Annotated in this window: 19 protein-coding genes; 8 read left to right on the top strand and 11 right to left on the bottom strand. The window is 59.8% G+C overall.

Translation table 11 applies throughout. The features are described from left to right. Window positions 1-112 precede the first annotated feature (112 nt). From AC13DD_RS15575 to AC13DD_RS15565, 3 genes are read right to left on the bottom strand one after another with little or no spacing between them, the layout of a single operon-like run. Window positions 113-1,009 carry a polyprenyl synthetase family protein gene (locus AC13DD_RS15575; RefSeq protein WP_405418599.1) on the bottom strand — a complete coding sequence of 299 codons (897 nt, stop codon included), beginning with the start codon at window positions 1,007-1,009 and terminating at the stop codon, window positions 113-115. Then, window positions 1,009-1,263 carry an exodeoxyribonuclease VII small subunit gene (locus AC13DD_RS15570; protein ID WP_008176478.1) on the bottom strand — a complete coding sequence of 85 codons (255 nt, stop codon included), beginning with the start codon at window positions 1,261-1,263 and terminating at the stop codon, window positions 1,009-1,011. Before AC13DD_RS15570 ends, AC13DD_RS15575 begins: the two co-directional genes overlap by 1 nt. Before the next feature lie 55 nt (window positions 1,264-1,318). Next, window positions 1,319-2,092 (bottom strand): NRDE family protein, encoded by a 774-nt coding sequence (locus AC13DD_RS15565; RefSeq protein ID WP_273157755.1) that lies wholly within the window; start codon window positions 2,090-2,092, stop codon window positions 1,319-1,321. A gap of 89 nt (window positions 2,093-2,181) precedes the next feature. Between AC13DD_RS15565 and AC13DD_RS15560 the strand changes: the two genes are divergently transcribed. From AC13DD_RS15560 to AC13DD_RS15545, 4 genes are read left to right on the top strand one after another with little or no spacing between them, the layout of a single operon-like run. After that, complete coding sequence (locus AC13DD_RS15560; RefSeq protein ID WP_273157754.1) at window positions 2,182-2,979, top strand: sulfite exporter TauE/SafE family protein; 798 nt, start codon at window positions 2,182-2,184, stop codon at window positions 2,977-2,979. 10 nt (window positions 2,980-2,989) lie between these two features. Next, window positions 2,990-3,778: a prolipoprotein diacylglyceryl transferase gene (gene lgt / locus AC13DD_RS15555; RefSeq protein ID WP_482931415.1), complete on the top strand. Its 789-nt coding sequence runs from the start codon at window positions 2,990-2,992 to the stop codon at window positions 3,776-3,778. Further along, window positions 3,775-4,614 (top strand): thymidylate synthase, encoded by an 840-nt coding sequence (locus tag AC13DD_RS15550; protein ID WP_092030347.1) that lies wholly within the window; start codon window positions 3,775-3,777, stop codon window positions 4,612-4,614. Before lgt ends, AC13DD_RS15550 begins: the two co-directional genes overlap by 4 nt. 23 nt (window positions 4,615-4,637) lie before the next feature. Beyond that, a complete protein-coding gene (locus tag AC13DD_RS15545) occupies window positions 4,638-5,147 on the top strand; it encodes a dihydrofolate reductase (protein ID WP_008176466.1) in 510 nt (169 codons plus the stop codon). Here the strand turns inward: AC13DD_RS15545 and AC13DD_RS15540 are convergent. From AC13DD_RS15540 to AC13DD_RS15525, 4 genes are all read right to left on the bottom strand, one after another. Beyond that, on the bottom strand, window positions 5,144-6,664 hold the full coding sequence (locus tag AC13DD_RS15540; RefSeq protein WP_062785656.1) for a DEAD/DEAH box helicase: 1,521 nt from the start codon (window positions 6,662-6,664) through the stop codon (window positions 5,144-5,146). The genes AC13DD_RS15545 and AC13DD_RS15540 overlap by 4 nt on opposite strands. Before the next feature lie 253 nt (window positions 6,665-6,917). Then, complete coding sequence (locus AC13DD_RS15535; RefSeq protein ID WP_008176462.1) at window positions 6,918-7,817, bottom strand: haloalkane dehalogenase; 900 nt, start codon at window positions 7,815-7,817, stop codon at window positions 6,918-6,920. A 147-nt stretch (window positions 7,818-7,964) separates the two neighbouring features. Then, window positions 7,965-8,213: a hypothetical protein gene (locus AC13DD_RS15530; RefSeq protein WP_008176460.1), complete on the bottom strand. Its 249-nt coding sequence runs from the start codon at window positions 8,211-8,213 to the stop codon at window positions 7,965-7,967. Window positions 8,214-8,288: 75 nt separating this feature from the next. Then, window positions 8,289-8,639: a hypothetical protein gene (locus AC13DD_RS15525; protein WP_008176458.1), complete on the bottom strand. Its 351-nt coding sequence runs from the start codon at window positions 8,637-8,639 to the stop codon at window positions 8,289-8,291. A gap of 127 nt (window positions 8,640-8,766) precedes the next feature. Between AC13DD_RS15525 and AC13DD_RS15520 the strand changes: the two genes are divergently transcribed. Both AC13DD_RS15520 and AC13DD_RS15515 read left to right on the top strand, forming a co-directional pair. Next, window positions 8,767-9,882, top strand: coding sequence for an AI-2E family transporter (locus AC13DD_RS15520; protein WP_482931414.1), 1,116 nt, complete (start codon window positions 8,767-8,769; stop codon window positions 9,880-9,882). Window positions 9,883-10,004: 122 nt separating this feature from the next. Then, on the top strand, window positions 10,005-10,424 hold the full coding sequence (locus AC13DD_RS15515; protein ID WP_273157752.1) for a peptidoglycan-binding domain-containing protein: 420 nt from the start codon (window positions 10,005-10,007) through the stop codon (window positions 10,422-10,424). Window positions 10,425-10,497: 73 nt separating this feature from the next. Here the strand turns inward: AC13DD_RS15515 and ilvD are convergent, their stop codons facing one another. Further along, entirely contained in the window at window positions 10,498-12,333 is a 1,836-nt protein-coding gene (gene ilvD, locus AC13DD_RS15510; protein ID WP_008176452.1) for a dihydroxy-acid dehydratase, read from the bottom strand. A gap of 160 nt (window positions 12,334-12,493) precedes the next feature. On the opposite strand from ilvD, the gene AC13DD_RS15505 reads away from it, so the two are divergent. Together AC13DD_RS15505 and AC13DD_RS15500 are read left to right on the top strand one after the other, a co-directional pair. Further along, window positions 12,494-13,750 (top strand): HDOD domain-containing protein, encoded by a 1,257-nt coding sequence (locus tag AC13DD_RS15505; RefSeq protein ID WP_008176449.1) that lies wholly within the window; start codon window positions 12,494-12,496, stop codon window positions 13,748-13,750. Window positions 13,751-13,802: 52 nt separating this feature from the next. Next, window positions 13,803-14,381, top strand: coding sequence for an LON peptidase substrate-binding domain-containing protein (locus AC13DD_RS15500; protein WP_039882136.1), 579 nt, complete (start codon window positions 13,803-13,805; stop codon window positions 14,379-14,381). Here the strand turns inward: AC13DD_RS15500 and AC13DD_RS15495 are convergent. From AC13DD_RS15495 to AC13DD_RS15485, 3 genes are read right to left on the bottom strand one after another with little or no spacing between them, the layout of a single operon-like run. After that, complete coding sequence (locus AC13DD_RS15495; RefSeq protein WP_053114574.1) at window positions 14,378-15,835, bottom strand: bifunctional DedA family/phosphatase PAP2 family protein; 1,458 nt, start codon at window positions 15,833-15,835, stop codon at window positions 14,378-14,380. The two genes, AC13DD_RS15500 and AC13DD_RS15495, sit on opposite strands and share 4 nt — an antisense overlap. Further along, a complete protein-coding gene (locus tag AC13DD_RS15490) occupies window positions 15,832-16,830 on the bottom strand; it encodes a GGDEF domain-containing protein (protein ID WP_008176443.1) in 999 nt (332 codons plus the stop codon). The genes AC13DD_RS15495 and AC13DD_RS15490 overlap by 4 nt, the downstream gene beginning before the upstream one ends. Next, window positions 16,827-17,843 carry a GGDEF domain-containing protein gene (locus AC13DD_RS15485; protein ID WP_014576126.1) on the bottom strand — a complete coding sequence of 339 codons (1,017 nt, stop codon included), beginning with the start codon at window positions 17,841-17,843 and terminating at the stop codon, window positions 16,827-16,829. The genes AC13DD_RS15490 and AC13DD_RS15485 overlap by 4 nt, the downstream gene beginning before the upstream one ends. Window positions 17,844-17,939: the final 96 nt, after the last annotated feature.

Here is a 17,939-nt window from a genome sequence, read left to right as displayed (position 1 = left end):
CGTTCAGTAACTGACTGGCATTATAAGGGAACAGGGGAGGCTGTTTCACACAAACCGGGCCAGTTGTTACGAAAATATTTACGGCCAGTGTGCGCCTTCGGGGCGCCGGGGTTCAATGGGTTCTTGCCACCACGTAATCGGCCATCGCCCGCAGCGGGTCTGCTTCGGAGCCGAATGCCCTCAGGCTGTCCTGGGCATTCTCGAGCAGAGCTGCCAGATGCTCCCGTGCGCCGGCCACGCCAAGCAGGGCGGGATAGGTGGGTTTGGCGCGGGCGACATCCGAACCCTGGGGTTTGCCAATGACCGTGGTGTCTCCCTCTATGTCCAGCAGGTCATCCTGAACCTGGAAGGCCAGGCCCAGTGCCTTGGCATACTGTGTAAGAGAGGCCAGAGCCTGCTCGTTGACCGACGGCGCGGTCAGGGCACCGATCCGCACGCTGGTCTCGATCAACGCGCCAGTCTTGTGCCGGTGCATGGTTTCAAGCTGGGGCAGTGCCAGGCTCTTGCCCACCGATTCAAGATCAATGGCCTGACCGCCAACCATTCCGCCGTGGCCACTGGCCCGGGCCAGTTCCCTGACCATGATCAGACGCACGGATTCCGATAATCCCGGAGCCTCGGCAAGCCACCCGAAGGCCAGCGCTTGCAGGGCATCTCCGGCGAGGATGGCAGTGGCTTCGTCGAAGGCAATGTGGGTAGTGGGCCGTCCGCGGCGTAATTCGTCGTCGTCCATGGCCGGCAGGTCATCATGGATCAGTGAATAGGCATGGATCAGCTCCACCGCGCAGGCCGGAATCAGGGCTTCGTCACCCGTCTGTCCCAGTGCCCTGGCTGCCGCGAGGCATAACGCCGGGCGGATTCGCTTGCCACCACCCAGCACGCTGTAGCGCATGGCTTCCTGCAGGCGGCCAGAGGCGGAATCACGTGTAATGCACCGGTCCAGCTCTGCATCGACGCGGGCCCGGCAGGTTTCCAGAAAATCAGCGGCAAGCGGGTTCGGTCCGGACATCAGTCAGCATCATCCGGTGAAAACGGGCGGGTTTCCAGGGTGCCGTCGCTGTTCTGTACCAATTGTTCGACCCGCTGCTCGGCGCTCTTCAGCGCCTGCTGGCATTCACGCGTCAGCTTTACGCCCCGCTCGAACGCCGTCAGGGATTGTTCGAGGGACAGCTCGCCCTGTTCCAGATCGCGAACCAGCTTTTCCAGTTCATCAAGAGATTTTTCAAAATCGGCTATCGATGTGGCGCCTTGTTCACCGGCCATCAGGGGCCCTCCGATCGGGTGGCAGAATTTCGCGGATTATACCAGAGCCTGTTCGCTATCGCTGCCAATGGAAGTGGCGGCGTTCCCCGGTTTCGGCGTCCGGGCCCCAGCTCTGTTCGGTTACCTCGATTTCGCCGCTGGCAGACACGGTGACCACGGTGGTTGCACGGGTGCCGTAATCTGAGCCGACGATAAAGGGCGACGACAGGAAGCGCTCGGTCTCCAGCCCAACGCCGGTGTCAGGCAGCAGGTGGTCCGGTGCCGGCGTGCTGTCCTGAAGCAGAGGAATCAATTCGTTGTGCAGCTTTTCTGCGTGGCGGCCGGCAGCGGCAACGGTGTCCCCTGCGGCCTGTCGGAGGCGCAGAAGTTTGGGCCAGGGTGTCTGCAGAAGGTGATTGCTCAGGCCGTAGACCCCGCGGTGGATCCGCCGGCCGGGGTGGGCATCCCGGTTACTGAAATACCAGCCGTCTCCCGTGGTCAGGTGAACGAGGTTGAAGCCGGAAAACTGATCGGCTTCATCAAGTAGATAGCCCTCAAGCCTATCCCGGGAATCGGTGAGGGCCCGCAAGGGCAGTTCGCCCCGGCTGATTCGACCGGTCTCCGGTGTGCCTTCCCGTACATTGGTCACGGCACTGACCTCGCCATCGGCATTGACTGCAAGCCAGGTGCCCCCGGAAAGCAGATCACGGCCGGCAAGCACGCGGGTGCCGGATTCTGTGGTCCACCAGTCCATGGCGGCTGTTGGGCGACGGAAGAATTCATCCCGGTTGGCGGCAACAACCAGCGGGAAATGAGGGTTCTGGCCAAGGGCGAAAGCGATCAGGCACATGGTTTAGGAGTAGGCTCCCGGATTTAATGAAGTTGACTCTTGCGCTGTGTATCATACCAGCCTTGGTTTTCCCGGGTGCGTCTCAAACTATGACCCTTTTCTATGTAATAGCATCTTATCTGGCCCTTGGCGCCCTGGCGGGCACCGTCGCGGGCCTGTTTGGCATTGGCGGCGGGCTGATCATCGTGCCTGTGCTGATGTTCAGCTTTGGTCTGCAGGGAATCAATCCGGACATTATTCCCCATCTGGCGGTTGGCACCTCGCTGGCGACCATTGTCTTTACCTCGGTCAGCTCCATTCGCTCCCACAACAAGCACGGTGCCGTGCGCTGGGATCTGTTCCGGCCCATGACCGCGGGGATTGTGGCCGGTGCCCTGGTTGGCGCCTGGACCGCGTCCCTGATGAGCGGGCGAGCGCTGGAACTGCTGATCGGTATTTTCGTGATTCTGGTGGGCCTGAAGATGTTTTACCAGGTCGACCCCAAGCCCGGTCGTGATGTTCCCGGCGTCGCAGGGCTGGGCGTTGCCGGGGGCGGTATCGGCTGGGCGTCGGCGATTTTCGGAATCGGCGGTGGAACTCTGACGGTTCCCTATCTGAGCTGGTGCAACGTGCGGATGCAGCAGGCGGTGGGCACATCGGCTGCCTGCGGCCTGCCTATCGCCATTGCCGGTGCTCTGGGTAACATCTGGACAGGGTGGGACAATCCCGCACTGCCGGAACCGAGCGCCGGCTTCATTTATCTGCCGGCCCTGATCGGTATTATTCTCACCAGCGTTTTCTTTGCCCGGGTGGGCGCCAATCTGGCACATCGGCTGAACCCCCGGATTCTCAAGCGTACTTTCTCCATCATGCTCCTGCTGGTGGGGCTCCGTTTTCTCCTGAGCTGAGAGGTAGTATATGCTGCAGCATCCCCAGATTGATCCGGTGGCCATTGCCATCGGCCCCCTCAAGATCCACTGGTACGGTCTGACTTATCTGTTCGGTTTTCTAGCCGGCTGGTGGCTTGGACGCATTCGCACCCGCAAGCCCTGGTCGCCGATCAACGAAGAGCAGATGGGCGACCTTCTGTTTTACCTGGCCCTGGGGGTCATCCTGGGCGGCCGCTTCGGCTATGTCCTGTTCTACAACTTTGACGCCTTCCTGGCGGACCCGCTCTGGCTGCTGCGGGTCTGGGAAGGGGGCATGTCTTTCCACGGCGGTTTGCTGGGCGTGATGTATGCCATGTGGTGGTATGGCCGCAAGGTGGGCAGCGGATTCTGGCGCCTGGCCGACTTTGTGGCGCCGCTGGTGCCCCTTGGACTCGGCGCAGGGCGGATCGGCAACTTTATTAACGGCGAGTTGTGGGGCAAGCCCACTGACGTTGCCTGGGGTATGGTGTTTCGAACGGCTCCGGATTCTCTCGCCCGTCATCCCTCCCAGCTTTACCAGTTTGCCCTGGAAGGCGTTGCCCTGTTCGTGATCCTGTGGTGGTTCTCATCCCGGCAGCGCCCGACCATGGCGGTTTCCGGTCTGTTCCTCATTTGCTACGGCGTGTTCCGCTTCCTGGTGGAATTCGTGCGTCAGCCGGATCCGCAGCTGGGCTATCTTGCCTTTGACTGGCTTACCATGGGGCAGGTACTGTCCTTCCCGATGATCGTTGCCGGCGCCGCCCTGATGTTTATTGCCTACCGGAGACAAGCCCGATGAAAGCCTATCTCGACCTTATGCAAGACGTTGTTGATAACGGATTCGACAAGGGAGACCGCACCGGTGTCGGCACCCGGTCGGTGTTTGGCCGTCAGATTCGCTTCAACCTCCAGGAGGGCTTTCCGCTGGTCACTACCAAGAAAGTCCACCTGCGCAGCATCATTTACGAACTGCTCTGGTTCCTGCGGGGCTCCACCGACAACTCCTGGCTGCAGGAACGGAAGGTCTCGATCTGGAACGAGTGGGCATTGGAGAATGGTGACCTTGGGCCTATCTATGGCAAACAGTGGCGAAGCTGGCAGTGCCCCAATGGCGAGGTGGTTGACCAGATCAGCGAAGTGATCGAGCAGATTCGCACCAAACCGAATTCCCGCCGGCTGATCGTGTCCGCCTGGAACCCCGCTGAGCTTCCGGATGAGTCCATCGGTCCCCAGGATAACGTTCGCGAGGGTCGCATGGCGCTGGCACCCTGTCACTGCCTTTTCCAGTTCTACGTGGCCGACGGCAAGCTCTCCTGCCAGCTTTACCAGCGAAGCGCCGATCTGTTCCTGGGCGTACCTTTTAATATTGCCTCGTACGCCTTGCTGACGCACATGATTGCCCAGCAGTGTGATCTGGATGTCGGTGAGTTTGTGCATACCTTCGGCGACTGCCATCTGTACCAGAACCACCTGACCGACGACATCGTCTTCGAGCAGCTGAAACGCGAGCCCCGGGCCCTGCCTAAACTCGTGATCAAGCGCAAGCCCGCGAGCATCTTCGAATACGAGCTGGAAGATTTCGAGTTTGAGGGTTATGACCCCTATCCGGGCATCAAGGCGCCGATTGCCATTTGACCGAACCCCGAAGAGACGAGTACATGAGAAAAGCCCTGATCGTTGCCATGTCCCGTAACCGGGTTATTGGCCGTAACAACAAACTGCCCTGGTATCTTCCGGGTGACCTTCGTTATTTCAAGCAGGCTACCATGGGCAAGCCCATTATCATGGGCAGGAAGACCTGGGACTCCATTGGGCGGCCATTGCCGGGACGGATGAACGTGGTGATCTCGCGCAATGAAGAGTGGGAAGCGCCAACCGGAACAGTGGCTGCGAAGTCTTTGCCCGAAGCGCTGGTGAAGGCCGAGGCGCAGGCGGAGCTGGAAGGTGGTGACGAAGTGATGATTATCGGTGGCGGGCAGATCTACGCCGAGGCATTGCCGATGGTTGATCGGATGTACATCACCCAGGTGCACGCTGAGGTGGACGGCGATGCGTTTTTTCCGGAAGTAAACTGGGATGAGTGGGAAGAAATCGGACGGGAGGATTTCTCCGCGTCCGATAACAACCCTTACGACTACAGTTTCGTGGTCTATCAGCGTCAGGCTTAAGCCTGACGAGGCGGGCGCTTGCCTGCGGGCTTGCCGCCCTTGCCGGGCGGTTTGCCTCGACCACCGGGGCCGCCACGACCCTTCGGGCCACCTTTCTTGAAACCGCCTTTCGGGCCCTTGCGATTCTCGCCCGGACGACCGCCGCCACCTTTACGATCACGGCGGGGAGGTGTTGCCGACACGGTTGGCAAGGCCTCTGGCTGCTCGAGGGGCAGGGAGCCTGGCTGGGCTGCTTCCATCCAGCAGGCGAGGGCGCCGGCTACCATGGCCATGTCCATGTCATTGCGCTCGGCGATTTCGTCCAGCAGCGACATCGCCTTTGCCAACTTCTTGTCTTCCGCAAAGCCCAGCAGTTGGGACTCGAACTGCTGCTCCCTCATTTTCTTGAGCTCAACGGGAGACGGCAACTCGTAAGCTTCCATCGGCGAGTTTGTTGCGCGTTCAAGCGTTCGCAGCCAACTGCGCTCGCGGGGTGTTACCAGCAGGATCGCCTTGCCTTCGCGACCGGCACGACCAGTACGACCAACCCGATGGATGTACGCTTCAGTGTCGTAGGGAACGTCGTAGTTGATGACGTGTGTGATACGGGACACGTCCAGACCGCGTGCTGCCACGTCGGTGGCAATGATAATGTCTTTCTTTCCGCGCTTCAGGTCTTCAACCGTTTGTTCACGCTGGCGTTGGTTCAGGTCACCGCTCAGGGGCGCGACCGCGTGGCCCCGGGCAGAAAGCTTTTCGGCCAGCATGGTGGTTTCCGCTTTGGTGCGCACAAAAATTATGGCGGCATCAATCGGCTCAACTTCCAGAATGCGGGTCAGGGCATCCAGCTTGCGCTCAGCATAGACCGGCAGAACGAACTGGGAGATACGCTCGACCGTGCGGGTTTCGCTTTCAATGCGAACTTCTGTGGCGTTGCGCAGGTAGGTCTGGGCCACTTTCTTGATCTGCGGCGGCATGGTGGCCGAGAACAATGCCCGTTGGCAGTTCTCCGGGGTCTTCGCCAGGATCGCTTCCACGTCGTCGATAAAGCCCATGCGCAGCATTTCGTCGGCTTCATCAAGAACCAGCGCTTTCAGGCTGTCCAGCTTCAGGGTACCTTTGCGCAGGTGGTCGAGCATCCGGCCCGGTGTGCCCACGATCACCTGGGCACCGCGACGCAGGCCCTTGATCTGGGGATAAAAGTCCTGGCCACCGTAAATGGGCAGAACGTGGAAATTCCGGAACTTGCTGGCATAGGTGGTAAACGCTTCCGCCACCTGGATGGCAAGTTCCCGTGTTGGGGCCAGAACCAGAATCTGGGGATCGGTAACAGAGGCGTCAATCCGGCTCAGCAGGGGCAATGCAAATGCCGCGGTCTTACCGGTTCCGGTCTGGGCAACGCCCAGCAGATGGTTACCGGCCAGCAGCGCGGGGATCGCCTGGGCCTGGATGGGTGACGGGGTTTCGTAGCCAACGGCGGACACAGCTTCAAGTACGGCTGGATCCAGCCCCAGTTCGGCAAAGGACAATTCAGACATTGATTCACTCGGAATTCGGGAGGTAGAGCATTGCCGGGCAATGCATGTTGTGCCGACATTATAGCGGCTTTGTTGCTGCTTTAATACGCAAAACCCCGGCGAGGCTATAGGTAGTTGCCGGGGACAGGCCATTGCGTTGCCATCCGATGCCGGGGAATCTTTGTCATGAGTCCTGTAGGCAGCTAACCGCTGCTCGGGCTCGGCACTCTGCGCCGCCAGACGGTAACCGTGTTCGGCCAGGAAAAATGGCGGCTCAGGCCGCCATTTCCGATTTCAGGGCATCGATGATGATGCGGGCGAAATCTTCCGGTGAATCTTCCTGCAGGAAATGTCCGCCCCGAAGCGTGATGTGAGGCTGGCCGTGGGCACCGGGAATCCGGCGCTGCATGTGCCTGTCGCCGCCCCGGGTAATCGGGTCGCCACTGCTGAAGCAGGTGATGAAGGGCTTCTTCCACTTCTCCAGGACCTGCCAGGCCGCCTTGTTGGCGTCGCTGTCCGGTGTATCCGGTTCCGTCGGAACCAGTTTTGGAAACGCCCTGGCTCCGGCCTTGAACTCTGCTGACGGGAATGGGGCTTCGTAAGCGGCAATTTCAGCTTTGCTCAGGGTGCGATCGGTGCCCAGTTGCACGATACGACCGACCGGGAACCAGGGGCTGTGGGTGGCAAATGCCTTCCACATGGAAAATACCGCTGGAACAGGCGTTTCGCCGGTCGGCAGCATGCCGTTTCCGACGATGATTCGGCTGAATCGCTGACGGTGTTCCGCGGCCAGTCGCAGGCCCAGCAACGATCCCCAGTTCTGGCACACAAGGGTGATATTGGTCAGGTTGAGCTGTTCAAGCCAACTGGCCAGCCACGTGAGATGGCGGCCGTAACTGTAGTCTGTAACCGACGCCGGCTTGTCGGATTTGCCGAAGCCGATCAGATCCGGGGCCAACACCCGGTGACCGGCCTCGGCCACCAGAGGGATCATGTGCCGGTACAGGTAGGACCAGGATGGTTCGCCGTGGAGCATGAGAACCGGCGAGGCGTTTCTAGGGCCTTCGTCAACGTAGTGCATCCGGAGACCCGGTTCTACGTCAAGATGGTTTGGAGCAAAGGGGTAATCCGGAAGACCTGCGAAGCGGGCTTCATCGGTTCTCAGAATACGCATGCCATCGACTGTCCTGACTGATTGGTTGCGTGATTGCCGGGCGGCATCCGGTGCTCATAGTGCCCTACTACAATCGTCGAAGATCAGGATAAAGCAGATGGAAATTTTGTGTGTTTGAGTTGCGTAACAGAGCGTTGTGGCTTTGAATCAGGACGCAATGCCAAACAGGCGTTCGGGGTTGTCAACGCGGGCCAGAGCGTCATCGCAACAATTGACGGCGCCGCAATCGTCGGCTGAGCAAAGGCCAATGGTCTGGCACTCCATGTTCTGGTGCTGGTCGCCCTCATTCCGGAAAATCCGGGCCCTGGAGAGAATCGAGTGGCAGTGGCCACAAAGGAGTGTGGGAACCGCGCTGCCTTCAGCAAGAAGTGCTGTGTATTGATGTTGTTCAGTCATAAATATCCTCCTGATACTGCCCAACATATGGGCCAAGTATGACATTTCAAAGTCGGGATGCCGGTGTTATACGGCTTAACTGTCAGGATCGACCAGTGGCCGACGGTTGGAGCGCTTGTCATCCCAGTCAAGCTCCTTGGGGTCATACCAGCCGATTGCCCCCAGCACTCTCTCCCGAGTCTGTGGCGACAGGGTAGGCCACAGCTCCTGGAAGTCCTCGAGGCCGAGCTCCCTCTGCTTCATCTGCTTGCTCTGGAGCCGGTTGATAATGCGTGGTAGCTGCAGGGCCTCGCCTAGCTGACCCGGCACCATGACTTCCTGACCCATCACTTTGCGACGGTGCGTTCGGGCGGCCAGAACCTTGCGCAACTCGGTGGCCGCATCCAGGGCTGTTTCGATGGTGAAGGTTTCCAGTTCCAACAACATGACCTGTCTATTAGTTGATCAACAACCGTCCACTATAACCCGAAGACAGCTACAGTGGCCACGCCAGCGTGGTAGGGTAGAATGACTCGTTATATCGCAGAACCAACATCAGGGAACCGCATAATCTATGTACGCAAAACTTGAAACACGGACTTTTCTGGCGTTGCTGGTCGGCGTTTCCCTTGCCTTTGTTTTTCTTATGAAGCCCTTTTTCGGGCCCATATTCTGGGCGGTCGCCATCGCCCTGATTTTCCACCCGGTGCAGCAACTGCTGGAGCGGAAACTCGGGGACAGGCCCAATGTAAATGCACTGATTACCCTGTGTATCTGCATGTTCATCGTGGTTATCCCGGTTCTGGTACTGGTGACCTCATTGGTTGCCGAGGGCGTCGCGCTTTATCAGCAGATCCAGAGTGGTGAAATACGCCCCGGGGAATACATAGATCGGGTCAACCAGTCGTTCCCCGCCATCCAGGCCTTCCTGGCACAGTTTGATATCAGCTTTGCTGAGCTGAGGGACCGGGCCGTGAGTATCTTTGTCGGAGGAAGCCAGTTCCTGGGCAGGCAGGCGCTGGGCGTGGGCCAGAATACCTTCCAGTTTTTCCTGGGCCTGGCCTTGATGGTGTACCTGGCGTTCTTTCTGCTTCGGGATGGTCGTGCGCTGGTCGAACTGATGATTCGGGCTCTGCCACTGGGCGATGAGCGGGAGCGGTTGCTGTTTGCCAAGTTTGCGGAGGTGACCCGCGCGACAGTCAAGGGCAACCTGCTGATTGCCATCATCCAAGGGGCTCTGGGCGGGCTGATTTTCTGGATCCTGGGCATCAGTGGTGCGTTGCTCTGGGGTGTGGTTATGGCGATCGTATCGCTGTTGCCGGCTGTGGGTGCGGCGTTGGTCTGGGTGCCGGCAGCCATCTACCTGGCGGCCGTGGGCGATGTTGTCGAAGCGGTGGTGCTGACAGCCTTTGGTGTGGTGGTCATCGGGTTGGCAGACAACCTGCTGCGCCCGGTACTGGTTGGTCGTGATACCAAGCTGCCGGACTACATTGTTCTGTTGTCGACCCTTGGGGGCATTGTCATGTTCGGCATCAACGGATTCGTAATGGGACCGCTGGTAGCTGCACTGTTTATGGCGTTCTGGGGCATTTTCATCCGCGAATTCAGCGAAGAAGCCCACCGCCCAGCCGCTTCTGCGGACGAAGATACCCCTGCGCAAAGCAAGAAAACGGGACATGATGTCCCGTAAGGCGACATGCGACAAAAGTATGGTAGTCTTTTAACCGTTTGCCCCAGCCTGTGGAGATAGGCACCACACAACAAGAAAGAAACGGATATCGATGAGATATCAGGAGTTAGCAGGTGAGTACCATGAGAAACTCAACAACCCGATTGGGACGCCTGGCCGCAGCGGCCGGATTGGCGGTCACACTGGGCTTTGCCCCTGCAGCCTTCGCGGATGAGATCGTTGCACTCAAGAACGCGCTCTACGGAGCAGGATACGACATTACCAATGTCAGCCCGCAGATGGATGACTCAACCCGGTCCGCGCTAACCCGGTTCCAAAAGGATAATGGTCTTCAGACCACGGGAAATCTGGACGATCCGACCAAGGAAGCCTTGGGTATGATATCGGTTCAGGTTGCCGCTTCGGCACCGTCACAGTCTGCCGCAGCCAGCAGCGCGCCGGCTCAGGAGTCGGCTTCTTCCGCGGCAGAAACCTCGGCCCCGGAGCCTGAGCAGGATGACGCCATTGAAGAAGAGGAAGATGGCGGCTGGTCGCTCTGGTAATCGGAGTTTCCTGAACAAAAAAGCCCGGCGAGATGTCCCGCTGGGCTTTTTTGTTGGTTCAGGATCTCAGTGCTCAGTCGAGTTTTTCGAGATCCCGAACGGCGCCCTTATCGGCGCTCGTGGCCAGTAGCGCATAGGCTTTCAGGGCTGCAGACACCTTGCGGTCCCGTGGCAGTTCCGGTTTCCAGCCCTTGGCGTCCCTGGCTTCCCGGCGACGATCCAGTTCGGGCTGATCCAGCTCCACGTTGATGCTCCGGTTCGGAATGTCGATGCGGATTGTGTCGCCATTTTCGATCAGGCCAATGGCTCCGCCGGCGGCCGCTTCCGGCGACGCGTGGCCGATGGACAGGCCGGAAGTGCCGCCAGAGAAACGCCCGTCCGTCAGTAGCGCGCAGTCTTTGCCGAGTCCCTTGGATTTCAGGTAGCTGGTCGGATACAGCATTTCCTGCATGCCCGGTCCGCCACGGGGCCCTTCGTAACGGATGATGACAACCTCGCCCGGCTTGACCTCGTCGGAGAGAATTCCGGCAACGGCGGAATCCTGGCTCTCGAATACCCTTGCCTTGCCTTCGAACACGAAGATGCTCTCGTCTACGCCCGCAGTCTTGACCACGCAGCCGTCAAGGGCAATATTGCCATAGAGTACGGCCAGGCCGCCTTCGGAACTGTAGGCGTTCTCAACCGAGCGGATGCAGCCGGTTTCCCGGTCACCGTCCAGGGTTGGCCAGCGGGTGCTCTGGGAGAACGCGGTCTGCGTGGGAATGCCGGCAGGGCCGGCCTTGTAGAACTCGACCACTTCGGTGGGCGGCGACCTCATGATATCCCAGGTCTCGAGCGCTTCTCGCATGGTCTTGCTGTGCACGGTGGGAAGGTCGGTGTTGATCAGGCCGCCCCGTTCCAGCTCGCCGAGAATGCCCATGATACCGCCGGCCCGGTGCACATCTTCCATGTGATATTTGGGTGAGTTCGGAGCCACTTTGCAAAGTTGCGGTACACGACGTGACAGTTGGTCGATCTCGTTCAGGGTGAACGGGACACCGCCTTCCTGGGCTGCCGCCAGCAAATGGAGGATGGTGTTGGTTGAGCCGCCCATGGCGATGTCCATGACCATGGCGTTTTCGAAAGCCGCCATTGAAGCAATGCTCAACGGCAGTACGCTGGCGTCATCCTCCTCGTAATAGCGCCGCGCATTCTCCACAATCTGTCGACCGGCTTTGAGGAACAGCTGCTCCCGGTCGGCGTGCGTTGCCAGGAGCGAACCGTTGCCCGGCAGCGCCAGACCGATGGCCTCGGTGAGGCAGTTCATGGAGTTGGCGGTGAACATGCCGGAACAGGAGCCACAGGTCGGACAGGCGCTGCGCTCATACTCTTCCACCTGTTCGTCGGAGGCGTTGGGATCTGCAGCAATGACCATGGCGTCCACCAGGTCGAGCTTGTGCTCCGACAGTTTGGTCTTGCCTGCTTCCATGGGGCCGCCAGAGACGAAGATCGTGGGGATGTTGAGGCGCATGGCAGCCATCAGCATGCCCGGGGTGATCTTGTCGCAGTTGGAAATACACACAAGCGCATCGGCACAGTGGGCATTGACCATGTACTCTACGGAGTCGGCGATGATCTCCCGGGATGGCAGGGAGTAAAGCATGCCGTCATGGCCCATGGCGATGCCATCATCGACCGCGATGGTGTTGAATTCCTTGGCAACACCGCCGGCGGACTCGATTTCGCGGCACACCAGTTGCCCGAGGTCCTTAAGGTGCACGTGGCCGGGCACGAACTGGGTGAAAGAGTTGGCAACCGCGATGATCGGTTTGCCGAAGTCGCCGTCTTTCATGCCGGTGGCGCGCCAGAGGGCACGGGCGCCGGCCATGTTGCGGCCTGCAGTGGATGTCCGCGAACGATACTGAGGCATGGGGTTCTTTTCTCTCTGTTGTTACCTGATGACGTTGATCAAAAAAACAGAGGATACCAGATTAGACTCCAGGCGCATGGTTGTTTTCAGAGCCTCTGTTTACAATAGTTAACACAGTTGCCAACTTATTTTCCGGTTTGATCCGACAAGGAGTATGCCTATGGCCGGCCAGGAAAGCCTGCCGCTTCGTCGCCTTAAAGAGTTTCAGCCCTTGAACCGGCTGACCGATGACCAGTTGGTTTTGCTTGCCAGCCGGGCCGAGCGTCGTACCCATGGGCCCGGGCAGAGGGTGCTGGAACGCGGTGTCCGTGACGGTCTCGATTTTTTCCTGGTGGCAGGAAAGATTGAGCTTGAGTCCGTGGATGGCCGAAAAACGATCATCGAAGCCGAAACCGAGAAAGCCCAGAACCCGATTGCCAGACTCCAGCCACGAATGTACGACGTTACAGCCGTCAAACCCTCGGAATTCCTGGTCGTCGAGCAGGACATCCTTAACCAGTTGCTGCGTTCGGCGCCTGTCGAACAGGTTGAGATGGATTCAGGTGAAGGCAATGGAGGGCTCGAGAGCGAGGAACATCACCTGCTGATGGAATTCCTGTCGGAGCTGAGATCGAACCAGGTGAAGCTTCCCAGTGTGCCGGATGTGGCCTGGAAGGTCCGGCGGGCGGTAGATAGAGAGGAGTCGACGGCGGATCAGGTGGCTCTTGCCGTATCGGCCGACCCGGCGATGGCGGCCAAGCTCGTTCGCGCCTGTAATAGCCCGCTTTATCGCGGATTCAGTGATGTCCGGAATGTCCGGGAAGCAGTGGTCCGTTTGGGCATGCGCACCACCCGCCAGCTGGTGACGGTGTTTTCCATGCGTGAGGTGTTCAAGACCCGTCAGGCGTCGCTTCAGAAAGAGATGGAAAAGCTTTGGCGTCACTCTCGTGAAGTGGCTGCCCTTTGCTGGGTGCTGGCGGATCACGCCACCAAATTGAATCCGGAGGAGGCGTTGCTGGCGGGACTGCTCCATGATATCGGCGTGGTACCGATCCTGGTCCAGGCGGAACATCATGTGAATCTCTTTGCCGATGAGGCCAACCTCAGCCATGCAATCCGCGAACTCAGGGCGGATGTGGGTACGGCGGTTCTGGAGAACTGGTCGTTCCCGCCGGCGTTCGTTGAGGCGGTCCGTCATGCCGAGGACTGGGGCTATGAATGCCGAGAGACATCACCCCAATTGGTGGATGTGGTTATCGTGGCGCAATTGCATTCGATGATCGGTTCCAGCCAGAATGCCGAGCTTCCCCCGTTCGACCAGGTGCCGGCGTATCGGCGTCTGGGCGAGCTTGAACTCAATGCTTCTCGCAGTTTGCAGCTTCTGACGGAGGCCAGGGCCCGGGTCGACGAAGTTCAGCAATTGCTGTCCATCCGGTGATTGTCCGGGCTGTGTAAACTGTGGAGTCTGCTTTCCGGTGACTGTTGCACTTATGAATGTACCTTTGTTCCCCCTGAATTCCATCGTCCTGCCCAGGGGGAGGATTCCCTTGCAGCTGTTCGAGCCGCGCTACATCGACATGCTGACCCGTTGTCTCAAGGAGGATCGTGGGTTCGTTGTGGTGCTGTTGCAGGAAGGCGGAGAGGCCGGGCGCACCGCCGCCTTCTACGATATCGGCACTTATGTACGTATTATTGATTTCCAGCAGCTGGAAAACGGCCTTCTGGGGATTACCGTTGAAGGCGAATCCAAGGTCTCCGTGGTCCGCAGCTGGCAGCAGGAAGACGGCCTGAATGTGGGGGACGTCGAGTGCCTGATTGAAGAGGCAGAGAGTGAGGTGCCGGAGCGTTTCAGCGAGTTGCCCTCGGTTCTGAAGGCGTTGTTTCGTCATCCGGTCATCCGGGACCTGAACATGGACATTGACTATGGTGATGCCCGGGATGTTGGCTGGCGGCTCACGGAACTTCTGCCCCTGGACAAACAGGAGAAGCAGAAGCTGGTGGAATTGCAGGACCCTCTGGAGCGGCTCACCCGGCTACAGGGGCTTCTGGAGGCGCTGGAAGAAGGCTAGGTGCCAGCAACCGGCCTGAAGTTCAGAACCGCCTGATCCCAGGACAGCAGGATGTAGGCTCCCGTAAGGATTAACCAAACCACCGCTGCACCAACGATGGTGATATCCGGCGCCAACGGAACCTTGTCATAGCGGCTGTAACTGGCCCGCACCGCACCGGTAACGGCCAGGGCAAGCAGCAGTCCTCCAATCACATCGGTGAACCAGTGCACCCCAAGGTAGAGCCGGCTCAAAGCCACGGGCACCAGTGGCAGCGAGAGCAGCACGTAGTATTGCCAACGTCTCCGATGCCTGCTTTCGCCGGCGACGAAACTTGCCAGCAGCGTCACCAGCAGGGTGATGCCGGCCGTGTGACCACTGGGAAAAGCGCCGGAATTCGGCGGGCCCATGACTTCATCCGGCCGGGGCACGCCCAGCAGCGCCTTCAGGCCCCAGACCAGAACCACCGTCACTGCGATAGCCGCCAGAACATGGATGGCCGCGGCGTAATAGCCCCGGAATAGCAGTGCCGCGCAGGCGAGCACTCCGGCGGTCATTAACACCGGCGCGTCACCCAGCAGGGTAATGGCAATGAAGGGACCGTCCAGCAGAGGTTGCCGGAGTTGCTCAAACCAGAGAAGGGTGGCCTGATCGAACCCATCCAGGAGGCTGGTGGCGGTAGCCAACTGCCCCCAGATCAGAAGTAGTGCGGAGGCACCCAGCGCCAGCATGAATGAGGCCAGCGGGAATTCGCCCTCCCGGGCCGGCCGTTGATTCGTGTACAAGCGCCAGAAACGGTTCGTAGCCTCGTACTGCGCCATCCACTGCTTCAGCCAGCGGTAGAAACGGCTGTCCTCCCCGAGCCCCAGCTGAAACCTCAACAGCACGAAATAGACCACCGTCAGGGCCGCGAGGCTGATGCCGATGACCGCGTAAAAATGCGCCGGAGGCCTGATATCACTGGCCAGGGCACTGCCCACCAGAAACCCCGGGAAGATGTAGACTGGCGCCCAGGCAACAGCGGAGCCGATGTTGAAAGCCAGAAAGCGTCGCCAGGACATCATCAGGGCCCCGGCCACGAGCGGGATGATCGGTCTGACCGGGCCGACGAAGCGGCCGATGATCACACTCTTGCCGCCGTGACGCTTGAAGAAGCGCTCCCCGGTACCGATGATTTTTGGATAGCGGCTCAGTGGCCAGGCGGTTGTCAGGCGCCCCTGCAGCAGTCGCCCCAGGCCAAAACTTGCCGTGTCGCCGGCGATGGCCCCAAGGCCCGCCCAAAGCAGTGCTTCCGCAAGCGGCATGCCGGTCTCCCCCGCCAATACGGCGACGGCAAACAGGATGGCGACACCCGGGACAATAATGCCGGCTATAGCGAGTGATTCGATGAAGGCAGTCGTAAACAGGGCTGTTGCCAGCCAGCCGGGATGCAGGCTGAGCCATGCCGACAGATCGTTCAGCCAGGCACTGCTCATGTTTCGATGGTTTCTCCCGGGCTGAACCAGACCGAATCCGTACCGCGTCTGCGAGCTTCTTCCATGGCCTGGTGGGCCCGGTCCCTGAGTGTGTCGGTACGGGTGTCGCCACTGCCGCGGGTGGTGCAGCCGAGGCTTACTGTGGCTTTGCCAACCACCGGCCAGTGGTGTTCGGCAATGGTGCGGCGAATCCGCTCGGCAATCACTCGCACGCCTTCTTCCGGAGTAAACGGCAGGATCAGGAAAAACTCCGAGTCTTTCAGTGTGTACAGGGTATCGCCGGCCCGAATCACGCCGAAGAGGTGCTCGGTCATATCCCTGAACAGGCCCTGAACCTGGTCCCTGCCGTGAAGGTCGGCCACTTCGTCGGCGTAATCAATGCTCAGGTCGATGACGGACAGGCAATGCCCCGTGGCGATGGCACGGCTGATCTCTTTCTGAAGGGTTTCATCCAGAAAGCGGGCATTATGGGCGCCAGTCACCGGATCGGTAATGGCGAGGTCCTCTGCCGACTGGGCCATGTGGTCATAGTGCCAGATGTACAGGGCTGCAACCGCCAGAAGGATGAACAGGCCCCCCGTGATGGCAATGGCGTCAGCCGGTGCCTTTTCGAGGAACAGGATGATCGACATGGGTACCAGCAGCAGAAGCGATAGCCCGACGCCCTGACGCAGGGGCAGGATAAGCAGATTCAGCACCAGCAGGGGCATGGCCCAGTGGCTGATGCCCGGGGCATCCATAGTCAGCAGCGCTGCCAGCATGCCACTGTTCAGGCCGGAGAGGATGACCAGGTGCCCGGGGGCCGACAGCTGGTGCCGGCGGCAAATGATGGTGTAAACGGCACCCGCGAGGGTCAGAACCGCCATCCCTGAGGCCAGGTAAAAGAGTTCGTAGAAACCATAGCGGAGGTTCTGCATCGCCAGGGTGAAAATGAACAGGCAGGCGATGCCGTAGCCAAAGGCATGTGTCCAGGTTCTCAGTCGGGTCTCTGTCATGCCACTGGCCCCTCCGCCCGAGGCTGGCTTGGTTGTGCCGGCTGCGACCATGAACTGTAGGCCTGGCTTCGGTTGCCTCCCTGCTGCTGGGCCCGGCGCAGGGCATTCGCGGCACTCTGCTGCAGACTGTTGGCATCGTCACCGATATTCAGGCCGGCGATCCCGGTGCTGACGGTCAGGTTCATGCCGTGGGATTCCAAAAGCGTTGCCAGGCCCTTGCGGATCGTCTCGGCGCGGGCGATCGCGTCGCTGGTGGAAATGCCCGGCAGGATCACCAGAAACTGAAGATCCGCGACCCGGTAGTAGGTGTCGAAATCACGGATCTGGGAATGCAGGTAGCGACCAATGCGGGGAAGAATCGAGCGGATGTCCTCATCCGGTTCGTCATCGCTCAAATGGGTGTCCAGCCCGATCATGATAATCGACATATCGGTGCCCTCCCGCTCACTGCGCTGGATTTCCTTGTGCAGGTCGGCAGACAGGTATTCCCGGCTGGCCGCCTGGGTCAGTTCGTCGGTACGGCGCAACGGCGCAAGTTGACGGGTCTTGTAGTCCCGCAGGAAGACCAGCAACGCCGAAAGCAGCAGGGTAAGAAGAAAGGCGCTGATCATCTGGTGGCGGTCGGCAAGGCCTACCGCCCATTGTGTCGCGATCATTGCCAGTACAGCGATGATCAGTGTTACCACGGCTGCGGCCGCTGGCGGAACCAGGGCGAAAGCAACCAGAGGCAGCGCGTAAAGCCAGTGGCTCAGGATCCATGGGCCGGTCCAGAAACTGGCCAGCAGTATCAGCAGAAGCACGACAAAGAAAGCCTGCTGGATTCTCGGCCAGGGCTGGTGGACCCGGTTGGGGTGGAACGTCTTTCCGGCAATGACAATACCTGCCGCGGCAGCCGCGGCTGCGGCAACCATGGGTTCGCCCAGCACGGCGCAAAGGGTCGCAATGGCGATCAGGGCCACGAAGCCCGCTCGCGACAACTTGCTCAACAGGAATTTTTCGGCCATCTGGGCCATGGTGTCCTTCCTTTTCCCGAACTCCCTTGAAAAACCGTCCCCGGGGAACCTTTATAGGTCCGAGTATGGCATATCGCAGCGGTATAATATCTGTTT

It is taken from the genome of Marinobacter sp. L-13 (assembly GCF_056857715.1).
The sequence above is the reverse complement of the archived record's forward strand: the minus strand, read 5'-3'. Positions and strand labels throughout refer to the sequence as shown.

Bases quoted from the DNA above. Each gene is read 5' to 3' on its own strand.
- AC13DD_RS15500 (WP_039882136.1), top strand. From the start codon at position 13,803: ATGAATGTACCTTTGTTCCCCCTGAATTCCATCGTCCTGCCCAGGGGG.
- AC13DD_RS15575 (WP_405418599.1), bottom strand. From the start codon at position 1,009: ATGTCCGGACCGAACCCGCTTGCCGCTGATTTTCTGGAAACCTGCCGG.
- AC13DD_RS15525 (WP_008176458.1), bottom strand. From the start codon at position 8,639: ATGTTGTTGGAACTGGAAACCTTCACCATCGAAACAGCCCTGGATGCG.
- AC13DD_RS15490 (WP_008176443.1), bottom strand. From the start codon at position 16,830: ATGACAGAGACCCGACTGAGAACCTGGACACATGCCTTTGGCTACGGC.
- AC13DD_RS15545 (WP_008176466.1), top strand. From the start codon at position 4,638: ATGAGAAAAGCCCTGATCGTTGCCATGTCCCGTAACCGGGTTATTGGC.
- AC13DD_RS15535 (WP_008176462.1), bottom strand. From the start codon at position 7,817: ATGCGTATTCTGAGAACCGATGAAGCCCGCTTCGCAGGTCTTCCGGAT.
- lgt (WP_482931415.1), top strand. From the start codon at position 2,990: ATGCTGCAGCATCCCCAGATTGATCCGGTGGCCATTGCCATCGGCCCC.
- AC13DD_RS15560 (WP_273157754.1), top strand. From the start codon at position 2,182: ATGACCCTTTTCTATGTAATAGCATCTTATCTGGCCCTTGGCGCCCTG.
- AC13DD_RS15505 (WP_008176449.1), top strand. From the start codon at position 12,494: ATGGCCGGCCAGGAAAGCCTGCCGCTTCGTCGCCTTAAAGAGTTTCAG.
- AC13DD_RS15540 (WP_062785656.1), bottom strand. From the start codon at position 6,664: ATGTCTGAATTGTCCTTTGCCGAACTGGGGCTGGATCCAGCCGTACTT.
- AC13DD_RS15485 (WP_014576126.1), bottom strand. From the start codon at position 17,843: ATGGCCCAGATGGCCGAAAAATTCCTGTTGAGCAAGTTGTCGCGAGCG.
- AC13DD_RS15530 (WP_008176460.1), bottom strand. From the start codon at position 8,213: ATGACTGAACAACATCAATACACAGCACTTCTTGCTGAAGGCAGCGCG.
- AC13DD_RS15495 (WP_053114574.1), bottom strand. From the start codon at position 15,835: ATGAGCAGTGCCTGGCTGAACGATCTGTCGGCATGGCTCAGCCTGCAT.
- AC13DD_RS15550 (WP_092030347.1), top strand. From the start codon at position 3,775: ATGAAAGCCTATCTCGACCTTATGCAAGACGTTGTTGATAACGGATTC.
- ilvD (WP_008176452.1), bottom strand. From the start codon at position 12,333: ATGCCTCAGTATCGTTCGCGGACATCCACTGCAGGCCGCAACATGGCC.
- AC13DD_RS15565 (WP_273157755.1), bottom strand. From the start codon at position 2,092: ATGTGCCTGATCGCTTTCGCCCTTGGCCAGAACCCTCATTTCCCGCTG.
- AC13DD_RS15520 (WP_482931414.1), top strand. From the start codon at position 8,767: ATGTACGCAAAACTTGAAACACGGACTTTTCTGGCGTTGCTGGTCGGC.
- AC13DD_RS15515 (WP_273157752.1), top strand. From the start codon at position 10,005: ATGAGAAACTCAACAACCCGATTGGGACGCCTGGCCGCAGCGGCCGGA.
- AC13DD_RS15570 (WP_008176478.1), bottom strand. From the start codon at position 1,263: ATGGCCGGTGAACAAGGCGCCACATCGATAGCCGATTTTGAAAAATCT.